Source organism: Aneurinibacillus thermoaerophilus, assembly GCF_019603355.1.
Lineage (GTDB): Bacteria > Bacillota > Bacilli > Aneurinibacillales > Aneurinibacillaceae > Aneurinibacillus > Aneurinibacillus thermoaerophilus.
Genome location: NZ_CP080764.1, coordinates 1,665,174 through 1,686,312, shown reverse-complemented (window position 1 = coordinate 1,686,312; position 21,139 = coordinate 1,665,174). Strand labels below are relative to the sequence as shown.

Here is a 21,139-nt window from a genome sequence, read left to right as displayed (position 1 = left end):
ATAATAAAAAAAACTCTAATTTAATGTATCTATTTCCTTCACTTTTCAATATATCATACCCCGGTACTGTATACAACATTTTTCTGTTTGTTTATCATGATAAGAAAAACTCACGGGCATTTCACTGCTTATGTGTAAAGACGAAAAGCGCCAAGGACAGGCCCTTGACGCTTTCGCATCGCTTATTTTTGGCTATTTAATCGTGCTCCAGTCCAGTTCACCGAGGTTGCGGCTGTACGCTTTTAGCCTTGCCCGTACGCGCTCCGCTTCTACTCCTTTTAACGGCAGAGGCTGATAGTTATTTCTTTCCTTTACCGAAGAAATGGAACAAGGAATGATCCTGATCTCCTGTTCTCCTGTCAACGAGCCGTTTTTAACATAAAACGTCTGCTGAAAAATAAACGTATCTTTATCTTTAGGATTTTTATTGCCCCCAAACATAAAATTGCCAAGGCTGTAAACGATAAACTTTCCTTTGTATTCCTCAATTCCTTGCATTACGTGCGGGTGATGGCCAAGGACAAGATCAGCGCCCCGCTCCACAGCGTATCTGCCGAGCGCTTTTTGTGTCCGATTCGGATAATAACTGCGCTCCACCCCCCAGTGAAAGCTTACGATCACAATTTGTGTGCCGCGACCACGTAGCTCGGCAATATCACGGGCAATCGTCCGCTGTAATTTCTCGCTGTTCTCCCATCCTTCATACCCGAGCAGTCCAATTTTGATTCCTTTTATCGTCTTCATATATTTGTTGTCATAGCCAAAATAGCCAATATGATATTTTTGCAGATTCTTTATCGTATCCTCATATCCCTCCCGCAAATAATCATGCGTATGATTATTTGCAAGATTTACGGCATCAATGCCTGACAGCGTCAAAATTTGCACATATTCCGGTTTTCCCCTAAAACGAAATGTCTTCGTCGCTTTGGCGGTCGCTGTCGTCAGCGTCGTCTCTAGGTTGACAATCGTCAAATCGTCTCTATTAAAAATAGCCCGAATGTGCTTTCCAAAAAAAGCCTTGCCATTCTTCATCACTTCATGCTCGAAGCTAAACGGATACGGGTAGGCTTCGTCACGTCCAATTGTGACATCACCGGCGGCGCTTACCGTAATTATTTCAGTTGGTGTCCAACGTTCCGCTCCAGATTCCCTTCTCTCTTCCGGCTTGCGCAAATCAGCCGGTTTTATTGCTATTTTGGTCGTTTCTTTTACCTTGCTAATCTTCATTACGATAGCGGACACAGCGTACAGCAAAGTCGTAAAAAACGTAATCGATAATATGATGAATAGCGACGTTCGTTGCAGCTTCTTCACTCGTCTCCCCCACTTGCATAGTCATCCCATCTGTTCTTATTTATTTTATATTCACATATAGAACCTCATTTTTATACCTTCATGCTTTATACAAGAGTATGGGAGTTCGGACACCAGTACAACCATTTCTTTTCGTGATTTTTCGACAAAATAAACAGGCTTTCCGTATGAGTTGATTGTTTTAAGCGGTATAGTCACACTTGACTATATCCTCTTCAAAGTCGTATAATCACAGTCAGATTAGTCAAAAATAAATGACCTTTTTACATTCATCGAATCACTTTTGCTTTCTGGTAAACAATATAGATAACCAACCAGCGCTTTATAATAGGGCAATGGGCTTCTGATGGGGTGTGAAATATGGAAAATAAAAAAGCGTTGCCGCTTTTGTTCGTCGTAATGTTTCTTGTTATGGTAGGGTTCGGCATTATTATTCCTGTGCTGCCATTTTTCGCCGAGCGGGTAGGCGCAACGCCGGAACAGCTCGGTTGGCTGATGGCTGTGTACTCCTTGATGCAATTTCTGTTCGCGCCGATATGGGGACGAATTTCCGACAAAATCGGGCGCAAACCAGTAATGCTTATTGGCATCGCCGGCTTGTCTATTTCCTTCTTTTTGTTTGCTATCTCCACCAAGCTATGGATGTTATTCGCGGCCCGGATTCTCGGGGGACTCCTATCGTCCGCCAACATGCCAACAACGATGGCCTATGTCGCCGACATTACCACGCCAGAAAACCGCGGGAAAGGCATGGGAATTATCGGCGCAGCGGTTGGCCTCGGCTTTATCTTCGGCCCGGCTATCGGCGGGGTTTTCTCAAAAACCAGCTTAAACATGCCATTCTTTATCGCGGGGATGGTCTCAGCAATTACATTCTTCTTCGTCTTGTTCTTCCTAAGCGAGTCACTACCGGCTGAAAAACGAACGATGCAAAATACAGACACAAAAGAATCCCGCTGGAAAGCGTTTAACGGGCCAGTTGCCGTTTTGTACGTGTTGCAACTGTTCGTTTCTTTCTCGCTCGCAGGTCTGGAGGCGACATTCGCCTATTTTGCAGCGGCGCGTGCTGGTGTTAATACGACGCAACTGGGCTATATTTTTATGATTATGGGGGTGGCCGGAGCCATCGTACAGGGCGGTCTCGTCGGCCGATTGACAAAAAAATTCGGGGAAGGTGCTGTTATCCAGGCAGGTCTTGTTATTTCCATTATCGGATTTGGTCTCATCTTGCTTACGAACAGCTTTGTTACCGCCGCTATTTTCGTGACGATTTTCGGCATCGGAAATGGTGTCATCCGTCCGAGCGTTTCAGCGCTTGTAACCAAAAAAGCAAAAGGTGGCCAAGGCAGCGCTACCGGACTATTATCTTCGTTCGATTCACTCGGTCGCATCGCCGGCCCACCGATCGGAGGTGCGCTTTATTCCACACAAATGGGACTTCCATACATCTCAGGAATGCTCATATCAGCTGTCGCATTTATTTTGTATTGGATTTATATAAAAAGGGAACAAAAAAGTACAGTAACTATCTAATGTGTATATGTCATACAAAATCCTTCTTTGCTTTTGTGGAAGAGGGATTTTTTTTAAATTATTTAGTACGCAGTATTTTTGTACTATTTTATATAAGCGCAGAAATTCGGTGTATACATTAAGGCTTGCGACGCCAGAATCGCGGGGTGCGTTGCCCGTGCCTTTCGTCCCGCCAAACGTCCGAGAGAAATCATGAGAAAGCGGAGCGAGCGAGACGTATCGGCAACCCTTGACGAAAAGAATTCCGGTACGCGACCACTGTCCCGTTCGCATCCGCTGGATGTAGAACGGTTTATATAGAGGTGTATAGGGGTAAACTTCAAAAGTTTCTAGTAAAACAGGCGGAGGATTCGTGCGATGATTCGTTTTGTATGCTGTTCATGTTCGCTCACCGCAAGAGGAACATCAAGACCCAGACTCCAGCGATAAATCGTCTGTCCCGTATTCCGAATACGATCAACGCACTCCGGTCCCGAAGCATACAGCAAAATTCCGGTATCGGCCCTGCGTGCCGTCATATATGCTAGCATTTGGTACACATGCGGATGCTCCGCATATCCCCTAGCACGCTCTGTATATTTCGTATCAAGCACAATTTCCCGTCCGATCGTGTCTTGCAAAAGAATGTCAGGAATCACCACAAGGCGCCCACCTTCCCCCAGCCAGTGCCGTGTCTGTATGCGCACCTTAATCCCGTGCGGCCGCAACTCCTCGGATAACAGCCGAGCGATATAGCGTTCAAATAATTCGTTCATATCTAGCACGAAACTTTCGCAATACACATGCCCTGCATGCATCGAGAGCCCCGCCGCCCGCCAGTACAGGCGCAATAGGCTCAGCGCATCCGCGTAATGCCGGTTAAGCCGTGTTATCGGAATGCGTTCCACTTCGACGAGCCGCTCCCGCGCTGACCGCGGACGTCCCCTTTGCTCTTCTGATTCCCGTCCCGCAACGAACAAGCGCATAAGTTCCTTAATCTCCCGCCTGATGCTCGCATCATGGTAGCTCCTTCTTTCCATATCGTACAGCGCGGCGTAAATCGCACCATTCTCGGGCACTCGTTCCGTATGTTCGTCATACGTACAACCGAACCGATACTCCTGCTTACTCCACAAGCGCAACGTCTCCGGTACAGCGAGCTGACCGCGGACACCCCCCAATTTCTCCGTCCGCGACACATATCCTCTGCACAGGCCGCGTCGGACGATATCCCTGCATTCAGCAATAAACAACTTCACAAGCCACTCCAAGTCGCCTGGCTTTTCCGTAAATCCGCTCCTATCTTGATAAAAGCGAAGCGAACGAATGTCGTACGCCCGGGCCAGCCATTCCCATACGATATCCGCTGGCAGCTTAGGCTGAATACGTATGGAGGCATCCTTAAGTTCAATGCGCCCGATATGAGAGCCAGCCTTGAGCTCCCACCCCCCTCGCACGGACGGACGAAGCGTCAGCGCGTACGAAAATTCTCGCCGCAACATTTCAGCGCTTGCCGAGGCCAGCTCCACGCCCTCCAACGTTTCGTGTTCACGCAAAATATATTGCCGTTTATATTCCCTCATATCGTTCCTTCCTCTCAGCAAGCAGCGCTTCTAGCTCAAATTCATGCACCCGCTCCGGCTCGCAGATGAAATATTCTTCCAGATACGGAATAATTTCATACTTCCAAATGCGCCGTATTTTTTCCGCGGACAAACCGCGGTTCATAAAATAGCCATGACCAAGCCAAAAATCAAAATTCCCGATTCGCCGGTTCGCTTCGTGCACCGCTTCTGCAAGCCACGCTAAATCCGGATAATGTCGCTTCAGATAACGCTCTAGCGCCTGCTCTGTTTCATATGGGGAAAAGCGCGCGAACGGGAAGCGGCGCCGAAGGGCAAAATCAAGCTGCGATAGCGAGCGATCGGCCGTATTCATCGTACCGATGATATACACATTATCCGGTACCACCATTTTGCTTTTGGAATACGGCAAAGGCACCGGAAAGTTTCGATACTCAAGCGCGTACAGCAATTCCCCGAACACCTTGGCCGTGTTGGCCCGGTTAATCTCGTCAATAATCATAACATACGCGCATTCTCTATTCTCTTGCTTTAGCGCTTCATTGCACAGCTCAAGAAATACGCCGGGCCTGACTACAACATTCATGTGCGTAACCCCGTTTTCCCCTTCGACCACTTCCGGCCGCAATCCTTCGATAAACTCTTCGTACGTGTAGGAAGGGTGAAATTGGATAAGACAAACCCGGCGTTCGTTCTGAGCGATTACTTTTGCCAGACGCTGGGCGGCGTATGTTTTGCCCGTGCCGGGCGGACCGTACAAAATCAGTTGTTTCTTCTCGTGCAGCAAACTAAGCCATTCTTCCAGCGTCGCGCGCGGAAGGTACGTATCGTCCGCCATGTCGTCCAGCGTATAGAATCGTGTCTCGTCTCCTTTGCGGGCAAGGTATGTCTCAAATTCTTTTAAAAACGTGTTTTCATCTTCCGTTTCAATCGTATACCTCTTCCGCAAAAAGCCTTCTTCGTTTTCTTCATGAATCGCGCAAATGTACTCTCCGGGCACATCCCATACAAAAACATAAGCGAACGTTGCATTCCCTTCGCTGCCCGCAAACCGCCAGATTACTTTGTCCCGGTACTCTTCGCCAAGTTCCAATTGCACAGCCTCAACCTCTTCCGCATTTGAAACAAGAAAACCATACTCCCTGAGCAAGCGCGTAAGCCGCTGGGCAAACCGATCCGCCTGCAAGCTTCCTTTTCCGGGCGGCGAGCTCTCTATCTCACCCGCGCGCCGCGCAACATAAAACAAAAAGTGTTGCAACTCGGGCAAACTCCATGTCTCCCCGCTTATTCGCCCGATTTCTTCACGCAGTTCAAACAAAATCCGGACAAACCGCATGTAACTTCCACTGTCAAACGGGCGCTCCTGTCCATCCGTATCATAAGCGAAATGTGCCAGCGCGTCGCGGTCCGCGCGGTAATAGATAGGGTATCTTCCCGGGTCCTGCAAATTCCAAAAAAAACTCAGAAAAAACGTGGAAAACTTGACGGACGCACATTTTTGGGACGGATATCCTTTTTCCGTCGCCGCCTTTTGCGTCCGAAACACCGCGTCTGCGAATGCCTCCAGCTTTTCTGTGGTCCACCTATATCCGCCCGTCCCTAACGCGGGAATTTCCGTTGCAGCAAGAAAAGCAGCGGTGAGCTCGTCCACCATACCAGCGGACACGGCTTGATTGTACAGTTGGTTGAAAAACATTTGCCCGGAAAAACCACTGAATCCCCAGATATTCACTTTTTTTCCGCCGATAACGTGCTTGATCTTCGTTTTATGGTCCAGCGTTTTTTTAAACTGTTCCAGCGTGATCTCACCTTGGCGCAGCCGCTCAAGCTCCGTGAAATGAGCGCGGAACGCCGCACGTTTTTCTTCCATTTCATCCGCCTGCTTCCTGCTTTCCGTATCCGCCAGGTACGCCTGTATCCATTCCGCCAGTCGATGAGGCATTGCTGCTTCCTCCTATTCTCTTAGCACGAATTTTGTCCGGCTGTACCCTTCTTTCGTCTTCTGCACCTCAAGCGTGGCCGGTATCGCGCTTTTCAGTTCCTGCACATGCGAAATGACCCCGATCATACGGCCGGAACTCTGCAATTCAATTAGCGTATCAATCGCTTTATGCAGGGATTCATCGTCAAGTGAGCCAAATCCTTCGTCAATGAACATCGTTTCAATCGAAATCCCTCCCTGGTACGCCTGAATAACGTCGGCCATCCCAAGCGCAAGGCAAAGGGAAGCGTTAAATTTTTCGCCGCCGGACAATGTCTTGACATCGCGCGTATACCCGGTATATCCGTCGTATACATCCAGTCCGAGCCCGCTCTGGCGTCCCCGTTTTTCAAGCCGATCGCTGCGCCGCAACTGGAACTGCCCGTTCGAAAGATTATACAGCCGCTCGTTCGCCATCTGAATAATTTTTTCCAAAAACTCAATCTGCAAATACCGCTCAAATGAAATTTTGTACCGATTCTCTCCGCGCACCACATCATACAGATCAGCGATGCACGCTCGCTCTTCTTCCACTGCCTTTACCCGTTCATTCGCTTTAGCGATATGTTCGGCGAGTTCATGCGCTTTATCGCGGCAGTTTAACGCGGCGCGGTGCGCGTCGCGCGCTTCGTTGCATTCCGCTTTAAGGCATTCCAATTCGCGCAAAAGCGCCTGCGTATCGAACCGCTCTTTACCGGCAAGCTCCCGCTCCAGCTCTTTAAGCTGCGCCATGACCGCGGTCTTCTCTGCGGCAAAGCGTTCCAACTCCTTCTTCATCCGCTCGCGTTCCGGCGCGGGCAACTTCGCTTCCCGATACGCTTCGACCGTCATAAACCCGGCTTCGAAGCGCGCTTCCGCAAACCGCTGTTCCGCCTGCGTGTTCCGCGCGGCCGCTTCCGCAAGCAACTTTTGCGCGTGCTGCACGTTGCTACTTGCCTTAAGCGCCTGTTCGGATGCATGGCGGTACTGCTCCTGCGTACGCTTCCATTTCACCTCTGCTTCTTCCTTACGCTGTACCGCTTCCTGATAGTGCTTACGCAAAATATCAAGCGAGCGAAGCGGTTCCGGCACCGATACAAGCTGGGTCTCATATGCGGCGCGCTCTCTTTCATAGGCGATTCGCATCTCCTGCAACTCACGCTCCAGCCTGCTATTCTGTTCGGCCTGCCGCTCCCATTGTGCTTCGAGCCGCTCGTATTCTTGCCTCCGTTCAGCCAGCTTCATTTCGTCCCGTTCCAACGTCTCTACTTCTGCCCGCAGCTTCTGCCCTTCACGAACAAGGCCCGCATGCACGTCGCGTACCTCGTAAGGATCAAAGCCATAGGAAGCCATCTCTTCCGCGTATCCCTTCAATGACTCTTGCCCAGCATTAAGCCTGGCCTCAGCCGCACGAAGTGCTTTCTCTGTTTCATCACGCGCTTTCTTGGCCTCCTGTAGTTGCTCTTTCGTCGGGATGTGACCGTAGCTTCCGGCTTTTTTCGGATGTTCCGCGCTGCCACAGACCGGGCATGGCTCCCCGTCGCGCAGGTGCAGGGCAAGCAGGCTCGCCTGCCCTTCAATCCAGCGCCGCTCCAGCGCCTCGTATTCCTGTCCGGCCGCTGTGCACGCCGCCCGCTTCGCTTCTACTTCCCGTTTTAACGCAGACAAAGAACGTTCGCATTCCATGTATTTATCCACAGCGCGAAACTGTAACCGCATCTCCGCTAGACGCTCTCGTTTCCGGGCGAGCGCTACCACTTTTCCTTCCAGTTCCTTTATTTCCGCAAGAAGCGCAGCCTTTTGCTCCTTGGCAGCTTCCTGCCGACGCACGGCCTCTACTAACGATTCTTCAAGCTGTACAAGCTTTTGCTTTCGCTCCCGCAACTTGCCCTCTTTTTGGCTGAGCGCTTCCACCACCGACAGCATTTCCCGCATACGCTCCACTTCACGCGCTACGGTCTGACGTTCCGGCTCACGCGCTTCCTCCTGCTCATACGTCCGCTTTACCTGCGCGAGGCGCTCTTTCGCCCACGCTTCGGCTTCTCGCGCTCGCGCCAATTCCCGCTCCTTCTCCGCTTCTTCCCGCTGTGCCGACATCCAGTGCTCTTCATGCGCTTCAATTCTGCCTGCCCGCTCGGCGCAAAGGAGCCGTGCTTCCATGCGCTCCATCACTTCCGTCTTATTCTCCAACTCCTCCGCGGCCGCACGCTTCCTGTCTAGTTCAGCGAACCTCTCGTTTATGTTCCGCGCCCGGTGATAGGTTTCATTTTTTGTCCTGTAAGCTTCCTCCACCTGCGCCAGCCTTGCTTTATGTATCATTGCCTGCGTATCATGGTACGCATACTCTTCGGCAAGTCCCGTCATAATCTGGTGGATGTTGCGCGTCTCCTGTTCAAGCGCCACAAATAACAACGCACCCTCGCGCTCCGGCAAAAAAGCCGAAATCTGGCTAATGAATTTCTCCTGCTCTTTCCACGCTTCCACCACGCGCCGATCCGCTTCTTTCCGCCGGCGGTTCAACGCGTCTTCTACCGCTTGGTACGGCTCGGTTTTAAAAATCCGGCGCAAAATTTCTTCCTTGTTCTCCGTTTCGGATGTAAGCAACTTGCGGAACTCGCCCTGTGGAAGCATTACGATCTGGCTGAACTGATGCTTGGTCAAACCAAGCAAACTCTCAATTTTTTGGTTTACGTCGCTCACGGTAAACCGATCCACACACGGCACTTCCCCATCGCCTGTCACCTCATACAGTTCAATCTGCGCTCCAGTCGCCGTTTTGTTTCCAGCTTTTACATGACCAAGCTGGCGGAACACACGGTACGTCCGTCCGCGCAACTCAAAAATTAGTTCCACCGACGTATGTACGTCATCAGCGGCAAAATGGCTGCGCAAAAACTTGGCATCATTGCGCTCTTCACCGCTCGCTTCGCCGTACAGCGCGAAACAGATGGCATCAAAAATGGTTGTCTTGCCTGCGCCGGTGTTTCCTGAAATGACAAACAGACGATGTTCGCCCAATTCCGTAAAATCAATTGTCTCTTTGTGTTTATACGGTCCGAACGCCGTCATCGTCACTTTAATCGGCCTCATACTTTCTCCCCTTCTTTCGCGAACACTTCTTCAAGCACTTCGCGGAAAATACGCTCTTTCTCTTCCGTTAGTTCCATACCGCGAATTTCTTTATAAAACGCGCGGAATAAGGCAATATCATCTTTTTCCGGCTGCTCAATCCGCTCAGCGACAAGCTCGGTCGCCTGCCGCGCCATCAAATTTTGCGATACATGCATTGCATTTGGATATACGGTGCGCACACGTTCCATGGCGGAAAGCACCGGATTTTCATCCAACAGCTTTACGAACACATAATCGTCGCTTCGTTCGTGTGTTTCCAGTTCCTCAATGGTTGTGCTAACCGTGCGCATATCACGCCGGGGCACAAGCGGGCGCTTTTCGACACGTACCTTCCCCTGTCCGTCCAATTCAACAATATAGAACCCTTTCCTGTGGTGCTCTTCGGAAATAGAATACTTCAGCGGTGAGCCGGCATAGCGGATGACCTCGCTTCCGACGTGGTGCGCCTGATGCAGATGGCCGAGCGCAGTATAATGGAACGGCGCAAAATGACGGGCGTGAACATACTCAGCTCCGCCGATGGAAAGCGGACGTTCCGCGTCGCTCGCGTTTTCTACACCTTCTTCTTTTTCACCTGTAGGGGTGACAAACGCGTGACCGACGAATACATGCCGCGCTTTTGAATCCATATTTTCGACAATTCGCGCCGTAACCGCTCGCATCGCATCATCATGGGTACGAATCGTTTCATCCCCGAGCGCATGGCGAACCCGTCCCGGCTCGGCATATGGCACAAGGTAAAAATGCACCGGCCCATATTCATCGCAAAGCACGACCGGCTCGAACACAGCGCGAAACCGCCCGGCGATATAGAGGCCGTTGTCTTTCATAATCCGACTGCCGAATTCCAGCCTGTCCGGACTGTCGTGATTCCCTGCGATCGCCAGTACCGGGATGTTTAACTCTATGACAAGTTCGTTGAATACGCTGTTCAACAAATCAACCGCTTCAGTAGGCGGCACCGCCCGATCGTATACATCGCCGGCAATAATAATAGCATCCGGTTTTTCTTCGCATGCCGCTGCCACAAATTGACGTAAAATGTATTCTTGATCTTCTGTCATATGTACTGACTGGATAATTTTCCCCAAGTGCCAGTCGGCCGTATGAAAAAACTTCATGCTATCTTCCCGTCCTTTTCTCTCCCAATTATAAAAATAAAAGCAAAAGGCAGGCTACACGCCTGTCTTTCTCCACTGTTTTTCGCCTTCTTTTTTCCATTCTATCAAAATTTTCCGCAGCAAGACAGGCATATCTTCCACACAATCCCCCCCACTTTCCGGTCGCTTCCCTTCCTTCTATAATAAGAATGATAGAGTAAAGGAAAAACTAAAGATAAGGAGATAAACGCAATGGAATTCAAATTGGAACGCATTCATGACAAGATCGAATTCTTCGAGGCAAACGACCTTAAGACATTGGAGAGAAAAATCGACGAGCAAATCGAAAACAACAAGGCGCTGCTGCTGGAAGTACATTCGGTTACCCACCACGTCGCCTTCCATCCGGAAACCGGGCGTCCGCTTTACAGCGCTGTCGTTCATTTCAAAGCGAAATAAGCGCAAACGGAGTGCAACACAAGGCACTCCGTTTTTCCATTCATAAAAAAGAGACATCCTGATTTATTGTGTGTAAAAATAGCAAATAATAAAACATCAACAATGTATATTAGCCGACCAATTCCAATACCTTTTCTTCTGTTTCCTCTTTTTCAACCAACGCGTACGCCGGGAACGACGGATAACCGAACTCTTGAACGTCCATGCAAACTTGGCAAATGCATATGTCTTCCGTTTCTTTGCCGCAGATTACGCAATCTTTCATAATTTATATCCTCCTCACAAGGTACTTTCTTCTTCAAGTTTCATTGTAATACGAAGTTCTTAATGTGATGTTTTAATTTCTTAACATTTCGTTAAATATTCAATGAACATTATGTGTCAAATCCACATAAAATCAGCCATCTCAAAAAAGTCAGAATATATCCCAACCGGTTGACGAATAAATAAAAAATCAATATAATATCGAATTGTTAGTTATACTAATAATTCGAAAGCTCATTAATTAACCGAGGAAAAGGGCTGAAAAACGATGCAGGAAGAAACCAATATGCATACTCGCTTGTTGGAGGAATTAGAAGAAATTTTCCGCGTGCTATCCCGGAAAATCAACAGCAATTTGCACAAAAACACAGAATCCGGTCTCACAGGTTCCCAGGCGTTACTGCTGGAAATCCTGGAAACGCAGGGACCTAAACGGGTCTCGGATTTGGCTAACGAATTAAATATTACGCTTCCTTCCGTTACCGGGCTGTCCGATCGTTTGATTGCCGGAGGATATGTGGAACGTAAACGGTCGGAAAAAGATCGAAGAATTGTCCTGCTTGAAATTACGGAGAAAGGAAGGGAAACACTACAAAAAGCTCAATTAATACGCAAAGAATTGATGAAGAAGTTTTATGAGTGCTTATCTGCCCAAGATATCGAGGACTTAATCCGCATCTATAGCAAAATGCTGGCTAACATCAGATGAGGCGTATGAGGAGAAAGTTTGAAAAAATAAAAGAGCTAAAAAGGAAAAGGAGTAAAGCAATTGTTGGGTATACTATGGTAGATGATTTGTATAGTTTTATAAAAATTAGAAACAAAATTTACCATCTACAAAGAAACGAAGAATTCCCTATGCAGCTTGCAGCTGTTTTGGAATAAAATCCAGCGACTCTCCTGCTCTTGCTGCTTGATAGACAAATTCAATCCAGCTTTGGCTTTTTTTTACCCGCCATCGCTGTAATCCATCTAGAAGTGTAGCGTGTCCTGTAAGGATGCAAAAAGCAGCGGTACAAAGATAGCAGTGTCCAGAAACGATGAATTGCTTTTGTACTTCGTACTTGATAACAGTCAAACGAAAAATTACCCTTTATCGTTCGAAAGTATGTTTCAATTACCCATCGCTTGCTATAGTAGGATAGAATTTGTTCACTAGATAACGAAATATCTGTACTTAGAAAAGCTCGCATGTTTTTCAAGGTGAGCGACTCAGCGGCATCCCAACATAAAAACACTACAGCATTTTCAACCATGTTTAGTTTTCCTTCATAACGATAAACACGATAGGAAGTGTGACCGACGGTCACAAGGTCGGTATCACTTTTTCTAATATGGTTCGCAAATTCTTTCAATGATTGACGAATCCCTTGCGGATAAAAAATGCGATTGGTTTTTAAGCCGCTGATTACATGACATCCAGATTGTGCGGCTGTTTCAAGTACACTTTTGGCAGGATACCATGTATCAATAAGAAGATATTTCTTTTGTGAACAACGTGGTAAATTCGCTACAAGCTCACAGGCCAGTTGAATTTTACTTTGCTTCTCGGATTCATATCGTTTGAAATCATAGGGAATCACGCAATCGGATTAACCCCCACCATTTGGACACAGACAACCTTATTCGTCTTTTTTCAAACAATTACTCGTTTATACTCGGACTTCTTTTATCACGAACTTACGTTCTGTTTAGAGCACATAAAACTCTTGTGGCGCTAAATCGCAAATGCTAGAATGGATTCTCCTTTCGTTATAAAAGCGGATAAATTCTGCTACAACCTGATAAGCCTCTGCGTAGGACATGAATTCATAACGTGCCAGACATTCATCTTCCAGAATGCGATGAAAGGCTTCGATGTGCGCATTCATATTCGGTGTTCGCGGCGGGATACGCTCATGCACAATACCGAATGTTTCACACGCTTGGCTAAAGTGATGAGACGTAAACTGTGGGCCATTATCGGAACGAAAGACGGGACGTGCTTCTGTTCCAAATAACTGCCGTTTAAACAATGCCTGCTGTACAGTACGACTCGCATCCTTTGCTTCACAAGACAAGCTGATATGATACGCAGATCCGACGTAAAAAGATGGTCAGTTTACGGTACCCATAGGCATAGGCTTCGCCTTCCATGTCTTCCATCAACCATTCTTTGATCTGTTCATCGGACACTTTTGTGCCGTCCTGCTTTAGGGAATAGCCCGGTATGACTCGTCCTTCACTTTTCACTGGTTCCACATCCTGCCCTTTTCGTTTTCGATGGTAGTAATACGTGGAGCGTGGAATTCGGGCAAAACGCAAGACTAGCCGTTTCGGATAGCCCTGCTGAATATAGCGTTCCGCTACTTCAAGTTTTTCAGCAAGTGAGGGTTTTTCTTTTTTATCAAATCACGTAAAATCGCAAGTTCCAATGCCTGTTCGCCAAGTAGGCGTTTGAGCTGCTCATTTTCTTTCACAACTTCTTCGGCATCTAGGACAGGAACCGTAGAGAAGTCGATGTCTCCATGTTTTCCGCTTTCCAGCTCTCGCTTCCAGTGCCCCACCATGTTAGCAGATAATTCATACCGGCGAGCAACGGCTGCTAAATTACCGGTCTCTTTCGCTTCTTTCACCACTTGTTTTTTAAAATCAATGGAATACTTTCTTCTTGTCATGGATGTCTTCCCCCTCTGTCACTATAAGTGTAATCAAAACACACTCTTAGTGTCCAACTTCTCTAGGGGGCTAAAGAGATGGCACACCGTAATCTTAAGGATTGTTCAAAACAGAAATGGACTGCGAACGCTAATCACTTAAGAATCCCCTGGCTTTAGCCATGTGGAGTGTCAAATTCCGTTCATATTTTATTACTAGACTTGCCCAAAATTTGATACAAAATTTACCATGTAGAAAGAACCGAAGGTTCTCCTAGGCAGCTTGTAACTGATTTTTTATCAAATCCAGCTGCGTTCCTGCCTTTGCTTCATAGTAAACAAATTCGATCCAACTCTCTGTCTTTTTGTTTTGCCAACTTCGTAGTCCTGTTAAGATATCACCGTGTCCTGTTACACTGCAGAACATGGCTGTAAAAGAAAGCAATGTCCAAAACCGCTTAATTGCAACGGTACTACGTATTTGATAACCGTTAAAGGAAAAGTTGCTTTTCATGGTACGAAAATAAGTCTCAATCGCCCAACGTTTACTGTAGTACGTTAGAATTTGCTCATTAGATAAGGAAACGTCTGTACTTAAGAATGCCCGCATAGTTTGGAGAGTCATTGGCTGGGTCGCATCCCAACACAGTAGTACCACAGCATTTTCAATGAAATTTAGCTTGCCTTCATAACGATAGACGTGATAAGAAGCGTGACCGACGGTCACAAGGTCGGTATCTTCTTTATGGATGTGCGAGGCAAATTCCTTTATTGACTGCCAAATACCATATGGATAAATAATACGATTGGTTTTTATACCGCTAATGACGTGAAATCCAGATAAAGCGCAGGTTTCGAGTACAGATTGAGCAGGATACCATGTATCCATAAGAACATAAGTAGAAAAAGAACTTTTTGGCACCATAGAAAGCAGTTCACATGCAATATCAATTTTGCTGTTTTGCTCTGATTCGTATCGGCTAAACGCATAAGGGAATGCTTTTTCACCACATCGAATGAATTCCTGAACTACTGCATGCCCCCATACTGACTTACCTTCGGTATGGGAATAGTGAAAATCTGTTCCTTGCATAGGGGACAATGCCTGTGACGAGGGCTTTGTCTTTCTACAGACCGTATCATCGATAATAACGAAAATCGGCTCTTGTGTATGTTTCGCTTCCCTCTTGATGCTCTCCCATGATTGTTGCTGAATTATACGCATCAAATGCTGCTCATTCCACTTCCCATGAGTAAGAAAATGGCTCAGTGTCCGTCGGTCTTGTGAATGGCAGCTTTCACGATGGATATCGGTTAACGTTCCAGAAAAACCTCTGGTCATCACACCATCGAGAAAATGAACCATATGGTTCATTACCGGCTTAGAAAAATAAAGTGGGAAACGCCAGGTACGTAAAATATTGTTGATTTCCTGTTGATGTGCTACCCTATACGTAAGAGGCATATAGTCTTCTCCTTTGCGTAAAAGTGGTTGGTGGTACTTCTATTTTTACACAGGGTGAAGAGATATGTCTCTTTTCTATTCAATTGTAAATTTGTGTAAGTGTTTTTGGGCAACTACAGTTATTAGTTAAATCATAGCAAAAAACCTATCGTTGTTTATTTTATTATAACAGTAGACTCCAAAAATCGAGCCGCCCTATATGGGGCGGCCTCTTTTGTTTTTAGTATTTATTGTTTTTTCCACCTGTTTTATCCCGCATAAAGAAATAAACTAGCAGAACCGCAATTACCACAGCAGGAATAGTAACGACTAATCTTACTGTTTGCTCGGAAATAGTTATGCTAAACAAGCCAACTAAGATAGCGACGATAACGGCTGAAATGAGTGCCTTTTTCGCGCTGTTACTCACAGACTCCCTCCTTTACTGTGGGGAAACACTTGGCAGCATAGGAGATAAGTACGTATAAGTGATTTTGAGAGGAACGATTACGGCCCCTGCATATTCACTAAGGACAGCACCTGCTACAGCACCTGCGACTGCTCCACTTAAGCCACCAAATATAGCTCCCAGATATGTTGTACCTCCTGAGATTCCTCCTTTAACAATAGCATTTACGTCCGTTTTTGTTAAATAAATTTCAACGCCCCACCAATGAAACTTAATGTCCCGTATTCCTTCTCCAGAAGCAGCTAAACTAGCGAATTCTCCAGTCTTATTTTGTGTTATTTCTTGCTTGGCAGGTACCGTGAAAGTTTTTTCTCCATCAAGAACAGCACCTGGAGATTCATCTAAAATTCCGTTAGCTTGGTCAAGTGCAGTCTTAACTAAAACTACTTCTTCATTAGTGGCCACTTTTTCTAAGGCAGCTTCATCAGCGATAATAAAACGATCGTTTTCAACAGTGATAAACTGATCAAATTTTCTAATGTCTAATTTTTCATTTTGTTGAATCTGAATATCTTGAGTAGTAGGTGCAGCACTTGCTACAGCGGAAAAGCTCGAAACTCCGGCACCGGCCATTAAAGTTGCAGCTAGCAATAAAGATACAGGTTTTTTCCTGGATGATGCGCATGAGGTAGTTTTCATCCCATTTTCCGTGTGATAAGAAATGACTGAGTGTACGCCGATTTCGTGAATGGCAGCTTTCTCGGTGAATATCGGTAAGGGTACCAGAGAAGCCATGGGTCATGACACCATCTATAAAATGAACCATATGGTTCATGACTGCTTTTGAAAAACAGAGCGGGAAATTCCACTTGCGCAAAATATTGTTGATTTCCTGTTGATGTGCTACGCTATACGTATGAGATATACAGCATTCTCCTCTGCGTAAAAATGTTTGGTGGTACATCTATTTTTACACAGGATGAATGTTGATGTCTCTTTTTGTTTACTATTGTAAATTTATGTTATCCATTTTGGGCAAATACAGTTAATAATTTATGCTTTTATTGTTTTGTAATTATAACAATCAGCCCCATTGCTCAGGCTGATTATTGTAATATTAAGCACCATGAAATTCCACATAAACATTTTTTGATGTTACAATTTTTCTTATTTGTCCGTTAACGTACATATATTCTGTGAGTTCCCCATACACAGTCAATGCAATTGTTCTATTCGCGTCAAGTCTCTTTTCTGTATAGCTAGTTTGTTTCCATGAAAAATTTGTTGTCTCTCCCGATATATCTGACGTTACTTTTTCTAGACTGTAAATGTATCCATTTTTTAGTATATATACTGCTGTTACATCTAGATTTATTCTACCTTGTAATTTAGTAGATTTAGTTTTTGTTATTGTTTGCGTGCTAAGAATTTCCCCTGTTGTATTACCTGCATTGCTTTCACTCATTTGAGAGAAATTGTCATTATCTGCTGTTTGACTTACATTAAGATATTTTGATGACAAATATTGGTCTGCCTCTGTCACAGAATTAAATTTCAAAGGGATGACTCCTTTAGGCAAAACATCAACACTTTCCAAATTAAACTTCCGATCTAAATCTTCTAGTGTTGTTACTTTGGCTTCTTCTGTACTAATTTTCTCTGAAGAAAGCGTTGGAGCCTCTTCTGCAAATACAGCAGGTGCTAATACAGTCGTTGCCAGTACGATAGATGACAAAATCCTAAACATCTTTTTCATACTGCTTCCTCCTTACGAGATTGTTATAATATATTCATAATATAGTAAAATTAGGAAGATATCAATTAACATATTCCAAATTATTCATAAAATTATAGATTCGGTTGTTTTATGCCTGCTATGTTTATTTTCACGCTAAAAAACCGAAACTAAAAAAACAATCTGTTAACCGAGGTGAATCTTCCGTGGGGGCTCCGACGCAAAAAGAATTTCGTAACCGCTTACGCGGCGACATTCCAAGGCTATCCTTTTATAAAATGGTCAAAAGCGAAGAATTCGCGGAACTATGCCGTTTTTACGAGCAAGGCATGATCGACTACTCACAACTCCAACGCTACGCCGGGCAATTGGAGCGCTTGTTCTAGCCCGTTGTTTCCCTATCCTGACATAACCTTTATAGCAACCACAAAATCCATCCTTCTTTTCCGGCAAGAAAAATGCAGCGAGTCTCCTCGCTACATTTTATTCCGCCTGCATACCAGCTCTTCAAACCACTGCTCATCTCTGCTATCAAGCGCCATATCAAGCAACGTGTCGTAGTCCTCTCGTTCTAGTTGTAAATCCTTTATTTTTTCCGCCACATCGAGCGGTACACGAAAATGGCCGCTGCGCGCCGCCGTGGAAAATCCGTCTTTAACTGTCGGAACAAATACCGTCATCATCATTTGCACCTTGTTCATTTCTTTCACATAACCGGTAAGAAGCAGTATTCTCCCTTTATCATTGTATGGGAATCTGACCCATTCGCCTACGCTAAAGTGCTCCATACCTCCCATCCCCTTGTATGACCATTTCGGTTTTCCCTACTACCATCGTAAGCAAAAGACATGTTTTTGTTACAACACAATAGAATAGGAAAATAAATTTGGGTTTGTACTTTCTCTTTTCTTTTATGAAAGAATGGTACGTGCTATAATTTTTGGAAAAGGATCTGATAAACGGAGGAATAAAGTATGGATGAAAAGCAATTTGTGCGACGCCTCGTATATATTTTAGCCAGCATTCTTTTGGCATTTATGATTATTTTGTTGATTTTTGCACAGTCGAATGCGTAAAAAGCAAGCAGGCTATTCTGACTGCCTGCTTGCTTTTTGCTTGGCGGGAACCGTCTCCGGAATCCCTGCCTTTAGCGTCGCTTGCCAGGCCAGATTCCCTTTTCCACCGGATTGAAATACGTTTCCGAGGATGACCTCATCCAACCAGTCGACAGCGATGCCAGCTCGCTCCACTATGATTTCTTTTAAAAATACAGGTCTATAAAAATACGATTTACATCGAATCATCCAACAGGAATCCAACAAGCCATCGCAAAAGATTTAGTCATGTTAAAACGGCGGTTTGTCGTCCTCCGCTATTGCATCCTCCATGCCCCGCGTTTGTTTTTGCCTGATACGCGCGAGTACATCTTCCAGTTCATCCGGGCGCAGCAATTCAACCGGAGACACTCCTTTTTCAAACTGAAACGTATTTCCTTCAATTAATACAACATACCGCTCGCCGAGTCTTGCAATGTGAATATTTTCGCCGAAATCAGCAAGTAACGCTTTAATGGCAATATGGTCGAGCTTCAGCTTCATTTCCAAATCCGGCCTCTGCTCCACCAACGCGGCCGCCGCTTCAATGACTTGTTCGCTCGACCATTTCTTCTGCAACTCGCGCTTCTCACTTGCGGCCCACAATTCTATCGCTTCTTCTTCCTGCCGCCGCTCTTCGCTTTCCGCTTCGTACGTCATTTCAATATACTGCTGCACAAGCCCCATGACTTGCGTGTTCATAATTTCCGGTAACGATTTTTCATACTGAACAAATTTGAGAAAGTCTTCGAAATAACGGGCATGCGACGCCTGGTGAATTTTCAGCTCCCACTCCTCCACCATGCCTTCTTCCGGCATATGCGGATATTGGATTGACTTCATATTTTTCGCGCTAATCGCCATTTCCACCTGACTAATTAGGCTGCTCTCATCGGTGATGGTAGCGATTTTCGGCTCAAAGTCGCATTTCATGATAAATATGAACGCCTTGTCAAAATACTTGTCCAGCTTGGCGCGCGCTACGATTAATGCTCCCCCGCGAACCGCGCTCGTGTTCGCATATGCCCGCGCAAGCTCTTCGCTCTGACACCGGAAATCTTCCTTGGTGGTCGCTTCCTGCAAGCGGGCAAACAGATTATAATTCGGGTTGCTTTCCAGTTCGTAGCCCGATTCTACAATAAAACGGCCGATTTTCGTGGGCGCCTGTTCATTTTTTGGGTTGCGATCCACTTTGCGCTTTACAATACGCGCAAACTCTCCATCAAGAAAATCTTTAAGCGCGCTGCCCAGGTAACCTGCCTCATCCAGCGTTTGATAATGTTTGTATCCGGCGGCTGTTTCGTTTTCATCTGCGCCGCGCACAACAAAAAAAGAAAGGTACTGTACGGTAAAATCCATGTCTTTCTCCCCGTTTTTGATGATGTCCACAGATTTTTATTGTAGCCTGTTTTTTCACTAAATGAAACGTGAAAACCGCCTATGGCACGTACAGACGTTTTCAGATTATCAAAAATTAAGTATGATTTTAATACACATATAACATTCTACGGGTGAAAGAAGGTAGGCTATGCATACATATTTGAAATTTCAAACGAACATCGCACGGGAAAAACCTTCAACTCTTCTGAACCGGGAAACAAACTGCCCGTTTTGCGATCGGGAGACCATTTTTAAAGAAGGGGTGATTATTAGCCAGCAAGCCCCCTTTTTATTGATTGAAAACAAGTTTCAGACGCTTGAGCGCGCCTACCAGATGGTACTGATAGAAACAGAGACGTGCGAAGGTGATTTGTCGACATACGGAAAAGAACATCTGCATTCGCTGTTTGATTTTGCGATACACAACTGGCTCGCAATAGAAAAGAGCGGAAAATACCGCTCTGTTATTTTCTTCAAAAATCACGGCATACACTCTGGTGGTTCGATTTATCACGCACATATGCAAATTGTCGGGCTTTATGACGTCGATTACCGCACACACCTTCTGCCTGAACATTTTCAAGGGATCGTCATCGACCGTTCTCCCGGCGTCGAATTCAATCTATCGACCCGTCCGCGAGGTGGCTTCACCGAATTTAACGTTGTGTTAAGCGACCTGAAATCGCTTTATAAGATGGGGGATTACGTGCAGATTGCCGTGCATTTTCTGCTAAATCATATGAATAAAAGATACAAAAGCTACAACATTTTCTTCTATGAATACCAGGGTCACATTATTGCCAAAATTGTGCTGCGCGCACCGGGTTCACCGTACTTGATGGGGTATTCCATCCTGCAGATTCCCAACAATTTGGACGATACGGTGCAACGCGTCCAGTCGCTTTATTTTTCCGGTGCAGTCAAATAAACCACGCCCAAAAGCATATTGCTATCCGTCCAAATATGCTTAGAAAATCAAGCGATTATTTTTCATAATTGTAAATTGGGGCAGCATGGGAGTATCCACCTTTTTGGTTCATGGTTGGATACTCACCATTTTTTCCAAACAGGTGGTTTTTTTATTACCCATTATTCAGAAATTATGCGTTTTGCA

At 45.9% G+C, this 21,139-nt stretch carries 22 protein-coding genes; 5 read left to right on the top strand and 17 right to left on the bottom strand.

Annotation, left to right across the window (positions count from 1 at the left end):
* Positions 1-192: 192 nt before the first annotated feature.
* Positions 193-1,317 (bottom strand): CapA family protein, encoded by a 1,125-nt coding sequence (locus tag K3F53_RS08825; protein WP_246615698.1) that lies wholly within the window; start codon positions 1,315-1,317, stop codon positions 193-195.
* Positions 1,318-1,677: 360 nt separating this feature from the next.
* On the opposite strand from K3F53_RS08825, the gene K3F53_RS08820 reads away from it, so the two are divergent.
* Positions 1,678-2,850, top strand: coding sequence for an MFS transporter (locus K3F53_RS08820; RefSeq protein ID WP_220560528.1), 1,173 nt, complete (start codon positions 1,678-1,680; stop codon positions 2,848-2,850).
* A 329-nt stretch (positions 2,851-3,179) separates the two neighbouring features.
* On the opposite strand, the gene K3F53_RS08815 is transcribed toward K3F53_RS08820, so the two are convergent.
* From K3F53_RS08815 to K3F53_RS08800, 4 genes are read right to left on the bottom strand one after another with little or no spacing between them, the layout of a single operon-like run.
* Positions 3,180-4,412 (bottom strand): McrC family protein, encoded by a 1,233-nt coding sequence (locus K3F53_RS08815; protein ID WP_091260193.1) that lies wholly within the window; start codon positions 4,410-4,412, stop codon positions 3,180-3,182.
* Complete coding sequence (locus K3F53_RS08810) at positions 4,399-6,354, bottom strand: McrB family protein (protein ID WP_220560526.1); 1,956 nt, start codon at positions 6,352-6,354, stop codon at positions 4,399-4,401. The genes K3F53_RS08815 and K3F53_RS08810 overlap by 14 nt, the downstream gene beginning before the upstream one ends.
* A gap of 12 nt (positions 6,355-6,366) precedes the next feature.
* A complete protein-coding gene (locus K3F53_RS08805; protein ID WP_220560516.1) occupies positions 6,367-9,462 on the bottom strand; it encodes an AAA family ATPase in 3,096 nt (1,031 codons plus the stop codon).
* Positions 9,459-10,625: an exonuclease SbcCD subunit D gene (locus tag K3F53_RS08800; RefSeq protein ID WP_091260189.1), complete on the bottom strand. Its 1,167-nt coding sequence runs from the start codon at positions 10,623-10,625 to the stop codon at positions 9,459-9,461. The genes K3F53_RS08805 and K3F53_RS08800 overlap by 4 nt, the downstream gene beginning before the upstream one ends.
* 231 nt (positions 10,626-10,856) lie before the next feature.
* Here K3F53_RS08800 and K3F53_RS08795 point away from each other — a divergent pair, with 231 nt between their 5' ends.
* Entirely contained in the window at positions 10,857-11,063 is a 207-nt protein-coding gene (locus K3F53_RS08795; RefSeq protein WP_057898925.1) for a YrzA family protein, read from the top strand.
* A 109-nt stretch (positions 11,064-11,172) separates the two neighbouring features.
* Here the strand turns inward: K3F53_RS08795 and K3F53_RS08790 are convergent, their stop codons facing one another.
* Positions 11,173-11,328 carry a hypothetical protein gene (locus tag K3F53_RS08790; RefSeq protein ID WP_156424046.1) on the bottom strand — a complete coding sequence of 52 codons (156 nt, stop codon included), beginning with the start codon at positions 11,326-11,328 and terminating at the stop codon, positions 11,173-11,175.
* Between the two features lie 285 nt (positions 11,329-11,613).
* On the opposite strand from K3F53_RS08790, the gene K3F53_RS08785 reads away from it, so the two are divergent.
* Positions 11,614-12,036 (top strand): MarR family winged helix-turn-helix transcriptional regulator, encoded by a 423-nt coding sequence (locus tag K3F53_RS08785; RefSeq protein WP_057898926.1) that lies wholly within the window; start codon positions 11,614-11,616, stop codon positions 12,034-12,036.
* A 217-nt stretch (positions 12,037-12,253) separates the two neighbouring features.
* On the opposite strand, the gene K3F53_RS08780 is transcribed toward K3F53_RS08785, so the two are convergent.
* The 8 genes from K3F53_RS08780 to K3F53_RS08745 form a co-directional block, all read right to left on the bottom strand.
* Positions 12,254-12,910, bottom strand: a complete 657-nt coding sequence (locus K3F53_RS08780) for a transposase (RefSeq protein ID WP_057898928.1) — start codon at positions 12,908-12,910, stop codon at positions 12,254-12,256.
* 108 nt (positions 12,911-13,018) lie between these two features.
* A complete protein-coding gene (locus K3F53_RS08775) occupies positions 13,019-13,342 on the bottom strand; it encodes an integrase core domain-containing protein (RefSeq protein ID WP_162265024.1) in 324 nt (107 codons plus the stop codon).
* 34 nt (positions 13,343-13,376) lie between these two features.
* Entirely contained in the window at positions 13,377-13,559 is a 183-nt protein-coding gene (locus tag K3F53_RS08770; protein WP_082705997.1) for a hypothetical protein, read from the bottom strand.
* Between the two features lie 113 nt (positions 13,560-13,672).
* Entirely contained in the window at positions 13,673-13,984 is a 312-nt protein-coding gene (locus K3F53_RS08765; RefSeq protein WP_220560504.1) for a transposase, read from the bottom strand.
* Positions 13,985-14,237: 253 nt separating this feature from the next.
* Positions 14,238-15,428 (bottom strand): IS701 family transposase, encoded by a 1,191-nt coding sequence (locus K3F53_RS08760; protein ID WP_220560495.1) that lies wholly within the window; start codon positions 15,426-15,428, stop codon positions 14,238-14,240.
* Between the two features lie 220 nt (positions 15,429-15,648).
* Complete coding sequence (locus K3F53_RS08755) at positions 15,649-15,837, bottom strand: hypothetical protein (RefSeq protein WP_057898929.1); 189 nt, start codon at positions 15,835-15,837, stop codon at positions 15,649-15,651.
* A gap of 12 nt (positions 15,838-15,849) precedes the next feature.
* The gene (locus K3F53_RS08750) at positions 15,850-16,611 is read right to left on the bottom strand and encodes a hypothetical protein (RefSeq protein WP_220560483.1); all 762 of its coding nucleotides are present in this window, start codon (positions 16,609-16,611) and stop codon (positions 15,850-15,852) included.
* 322 nt (positions 16,612-16,933) lie between these two features.
* Positions 16,934-17,572 carry a hypothetical protein gene (locus K3F53_RS08745; RefSeq protein ID WP_091261635.1) on the bottom strand — a complete coding sequence of 213 codons (639 nt, stop codon included), beginning with the start codon at positions 17,570-17,572 and terminating at the stop codon, positions 16,934-16,936.
* Between the two features lie 185 nt (positions 17,573-17,757).
* Between K3F53_RS08745 and K3F53_RS08740 the strand changes: the two genes are divergently transcribed.
* Complete coding sequence (locus tag K3F53_RS08740) at positions 17,758-17,937, top strand: hypothetical protein (protein WP_091259854.1); 180 nt, start codon at positions 17,758-17,760, stop codon at positions 17,935-17,937.
* 90 nt (positions 17,938-18,027) lie between these two features.
* Here the strand turns inward: K3F53_RS08740 and K3F53_RS08735 are convergent, their stop codons facing one another.
* The 3 genes from K3F53_RS08735 to K3F53_RS08725 all read right to left on the bottom strand — a co-directional run bounded on the left by K3F53_RS08735 (position 18,028) and on the right by K3F53_RS08725 (position 20,004).
* The gene (locus K3F53_RS08735; RefSeq protein WP_057898933.1) at positions 18,028-18,339 is read right to left on the bottom strand and encodes a hypothetical protein; all 312 of its coding nucleotides are present in this window, start codon (positions 18,337-18,339) and stop codon (positions 18,028-18,030) included.
* A 300-nt stretch (positions 18,340-18,639) separates the two neighbouring features.
* On the bottom strand, positions 18,640-18,855 hold the full coding sequence (locus K3F53_RS08730; protein ID WP_091259856.1) for a thiolase family protein: 216 nt from the start codon (positions 18,853-18,855) through the stop codon (positions 18,640-18,642).
* Positions 18,856-18,897: 42 nt separating this feature from the next.
* Positions 18,898-20,004, bottom strand: coding sequence for a DUF3900 domain-containing protein (locus K3F53_RS08725; protein WP_091259858.1), 1,107 nt, complete (start codon positions 20,002-20,004; stop codon positions 18,898-18,900).
* Positions 20,005-20,173: 169 nt separating this feature from the next.
* Between K3F53_RS08725 and K3F53_RS08720 the strand changes: the two genes are divergently transcribed.
* Complete coding sequence (locus K3F53_RS08720) at positions 20,174-20,953, top strand: DUF4931 domain-containing protein (RefSeq protein ID WP_220560481.1); 780 nt, start codon at positions 20,174-20,176, stop codon at positions 20,951-20,953.
* Positions 20,954-21,139: the final 186 nt, after the last annotated feature.

Excerpts from the sequence above, each read along its gene's own strand:
- K3F53_RS08820 (WP_220560528.1), top strand. The coding sequence starts at position 1,678 with ATGGAAAATAAAAAAGCGTTGCCGCTTTTGTTCGTCGTAATGTTTCTT.
- K3F53_RS08815 (WP_091260193.1), bottom strand. The coding sequence starts at position 4,412 with ATGAGGGAATATAAACGGCAATATATTTTGCGTGAACACGAAACGTTG.
- K3F53_RS08810 (WP_220560526.1), bottom strand. The coding sequence starts at position 6,354 with ATGCCTCATCGACTGGCGGAATGGATACAGGCGTACCTGGCGGATACG.
- K3F53_RS08805 (WP_220560516.1), bottom strand. The coding sequence starts at position 9,462 with ATGAGGCCGATTAAAGTGACGATGACGGCGTTCGGACCGTATAAACAC.
- K3F53_RS08800 (WP_091260189.1), bottom strand. The coding sequence starts at position 10,625 with ATGAAGTTTTTTCATACGGCCGACTGGCACTTGGGGAAAATTATCCAG.
- K3F53_RS08795 (WP_057898925.1), top strand. The coding sequence starts at position 10,857 with ATGGAATTCAAATTGGAACGCATTCATGACAAGATCGAATTCTTCGAG.
- K3F53_RS08790 (WP_156424046.1), bottom strand. The coding sequence starts at position 11,328 with ATGAAAGATTGCGTAATCTGCGGCAAAGAAACGGAAGACATATGCATT.
- K3F53_RS08785 (WP_057898926.1), top strand. The coding sequence starts at position 11,614 with ATGCATACTCGCTTGTTGGAGGAATTAGAAGAAATTTTCCGCGTGCTA.
- K3F53_RS08765 (WP_220560504.1), bottom strand. The coding sequence starts at position 13,984 with ATGACAAGAAGAAAGTATTCCATTGATTTTAAAAAACAAGTGGTGAAA.
- K3F53_RS08760 (WP_220560495.1), bottom strand. The coding sequence starts at position 15,428 with ATGCCTCTTACGTATAGGGTAGCACATCAACAGGAAATCAACAATATT.
- K3F53_RS08750 (WP_220560483.1), bottom strand. The coding sequence starts at position 16,611 with ATGGCTTCTCTGGTACCCTTACCGATATTCACCGAGAAAGCTGCCATT.
- K3F53_RS08745 (WP_091261635.1), bottom strand. The coding sequence starts at position 17,572 with ATGAAAAAGATGTTTAGGATTTTGTCATCTATCGTACTGGCAACGACT.
- K3F53_RS08735 (WP_057898933.1), bottom strand. The coding sequence starts at position 18,339 with ATGGAGCACTTTAGCGTAGGCGAATGGGTCAGATTCCCATACAATGAT.
- K3F53_RS08730 (WP_091259856.1), bottom strand. The coding sequence starts at position 18,855 with ATGATTCGATGTAAATCGTATTTTTATAGACCTGTATTTTTAAAAGAA.
- K3F53_RS08725 (WP_091259858.1), bottom strand. The coding sequence starts at position 20,004 with ATGGATTTTACCGTACAGTACCTTTCTTTTTTTGTTGTGCGCGGCGCA.
- K3F53_RS08720 (WP_220560481.1), top strand. The coding sequence starts at position 20,174 with ATGCATACATATTTGAAATTTCAAACGAACATCGCACGGGAAAAACCT.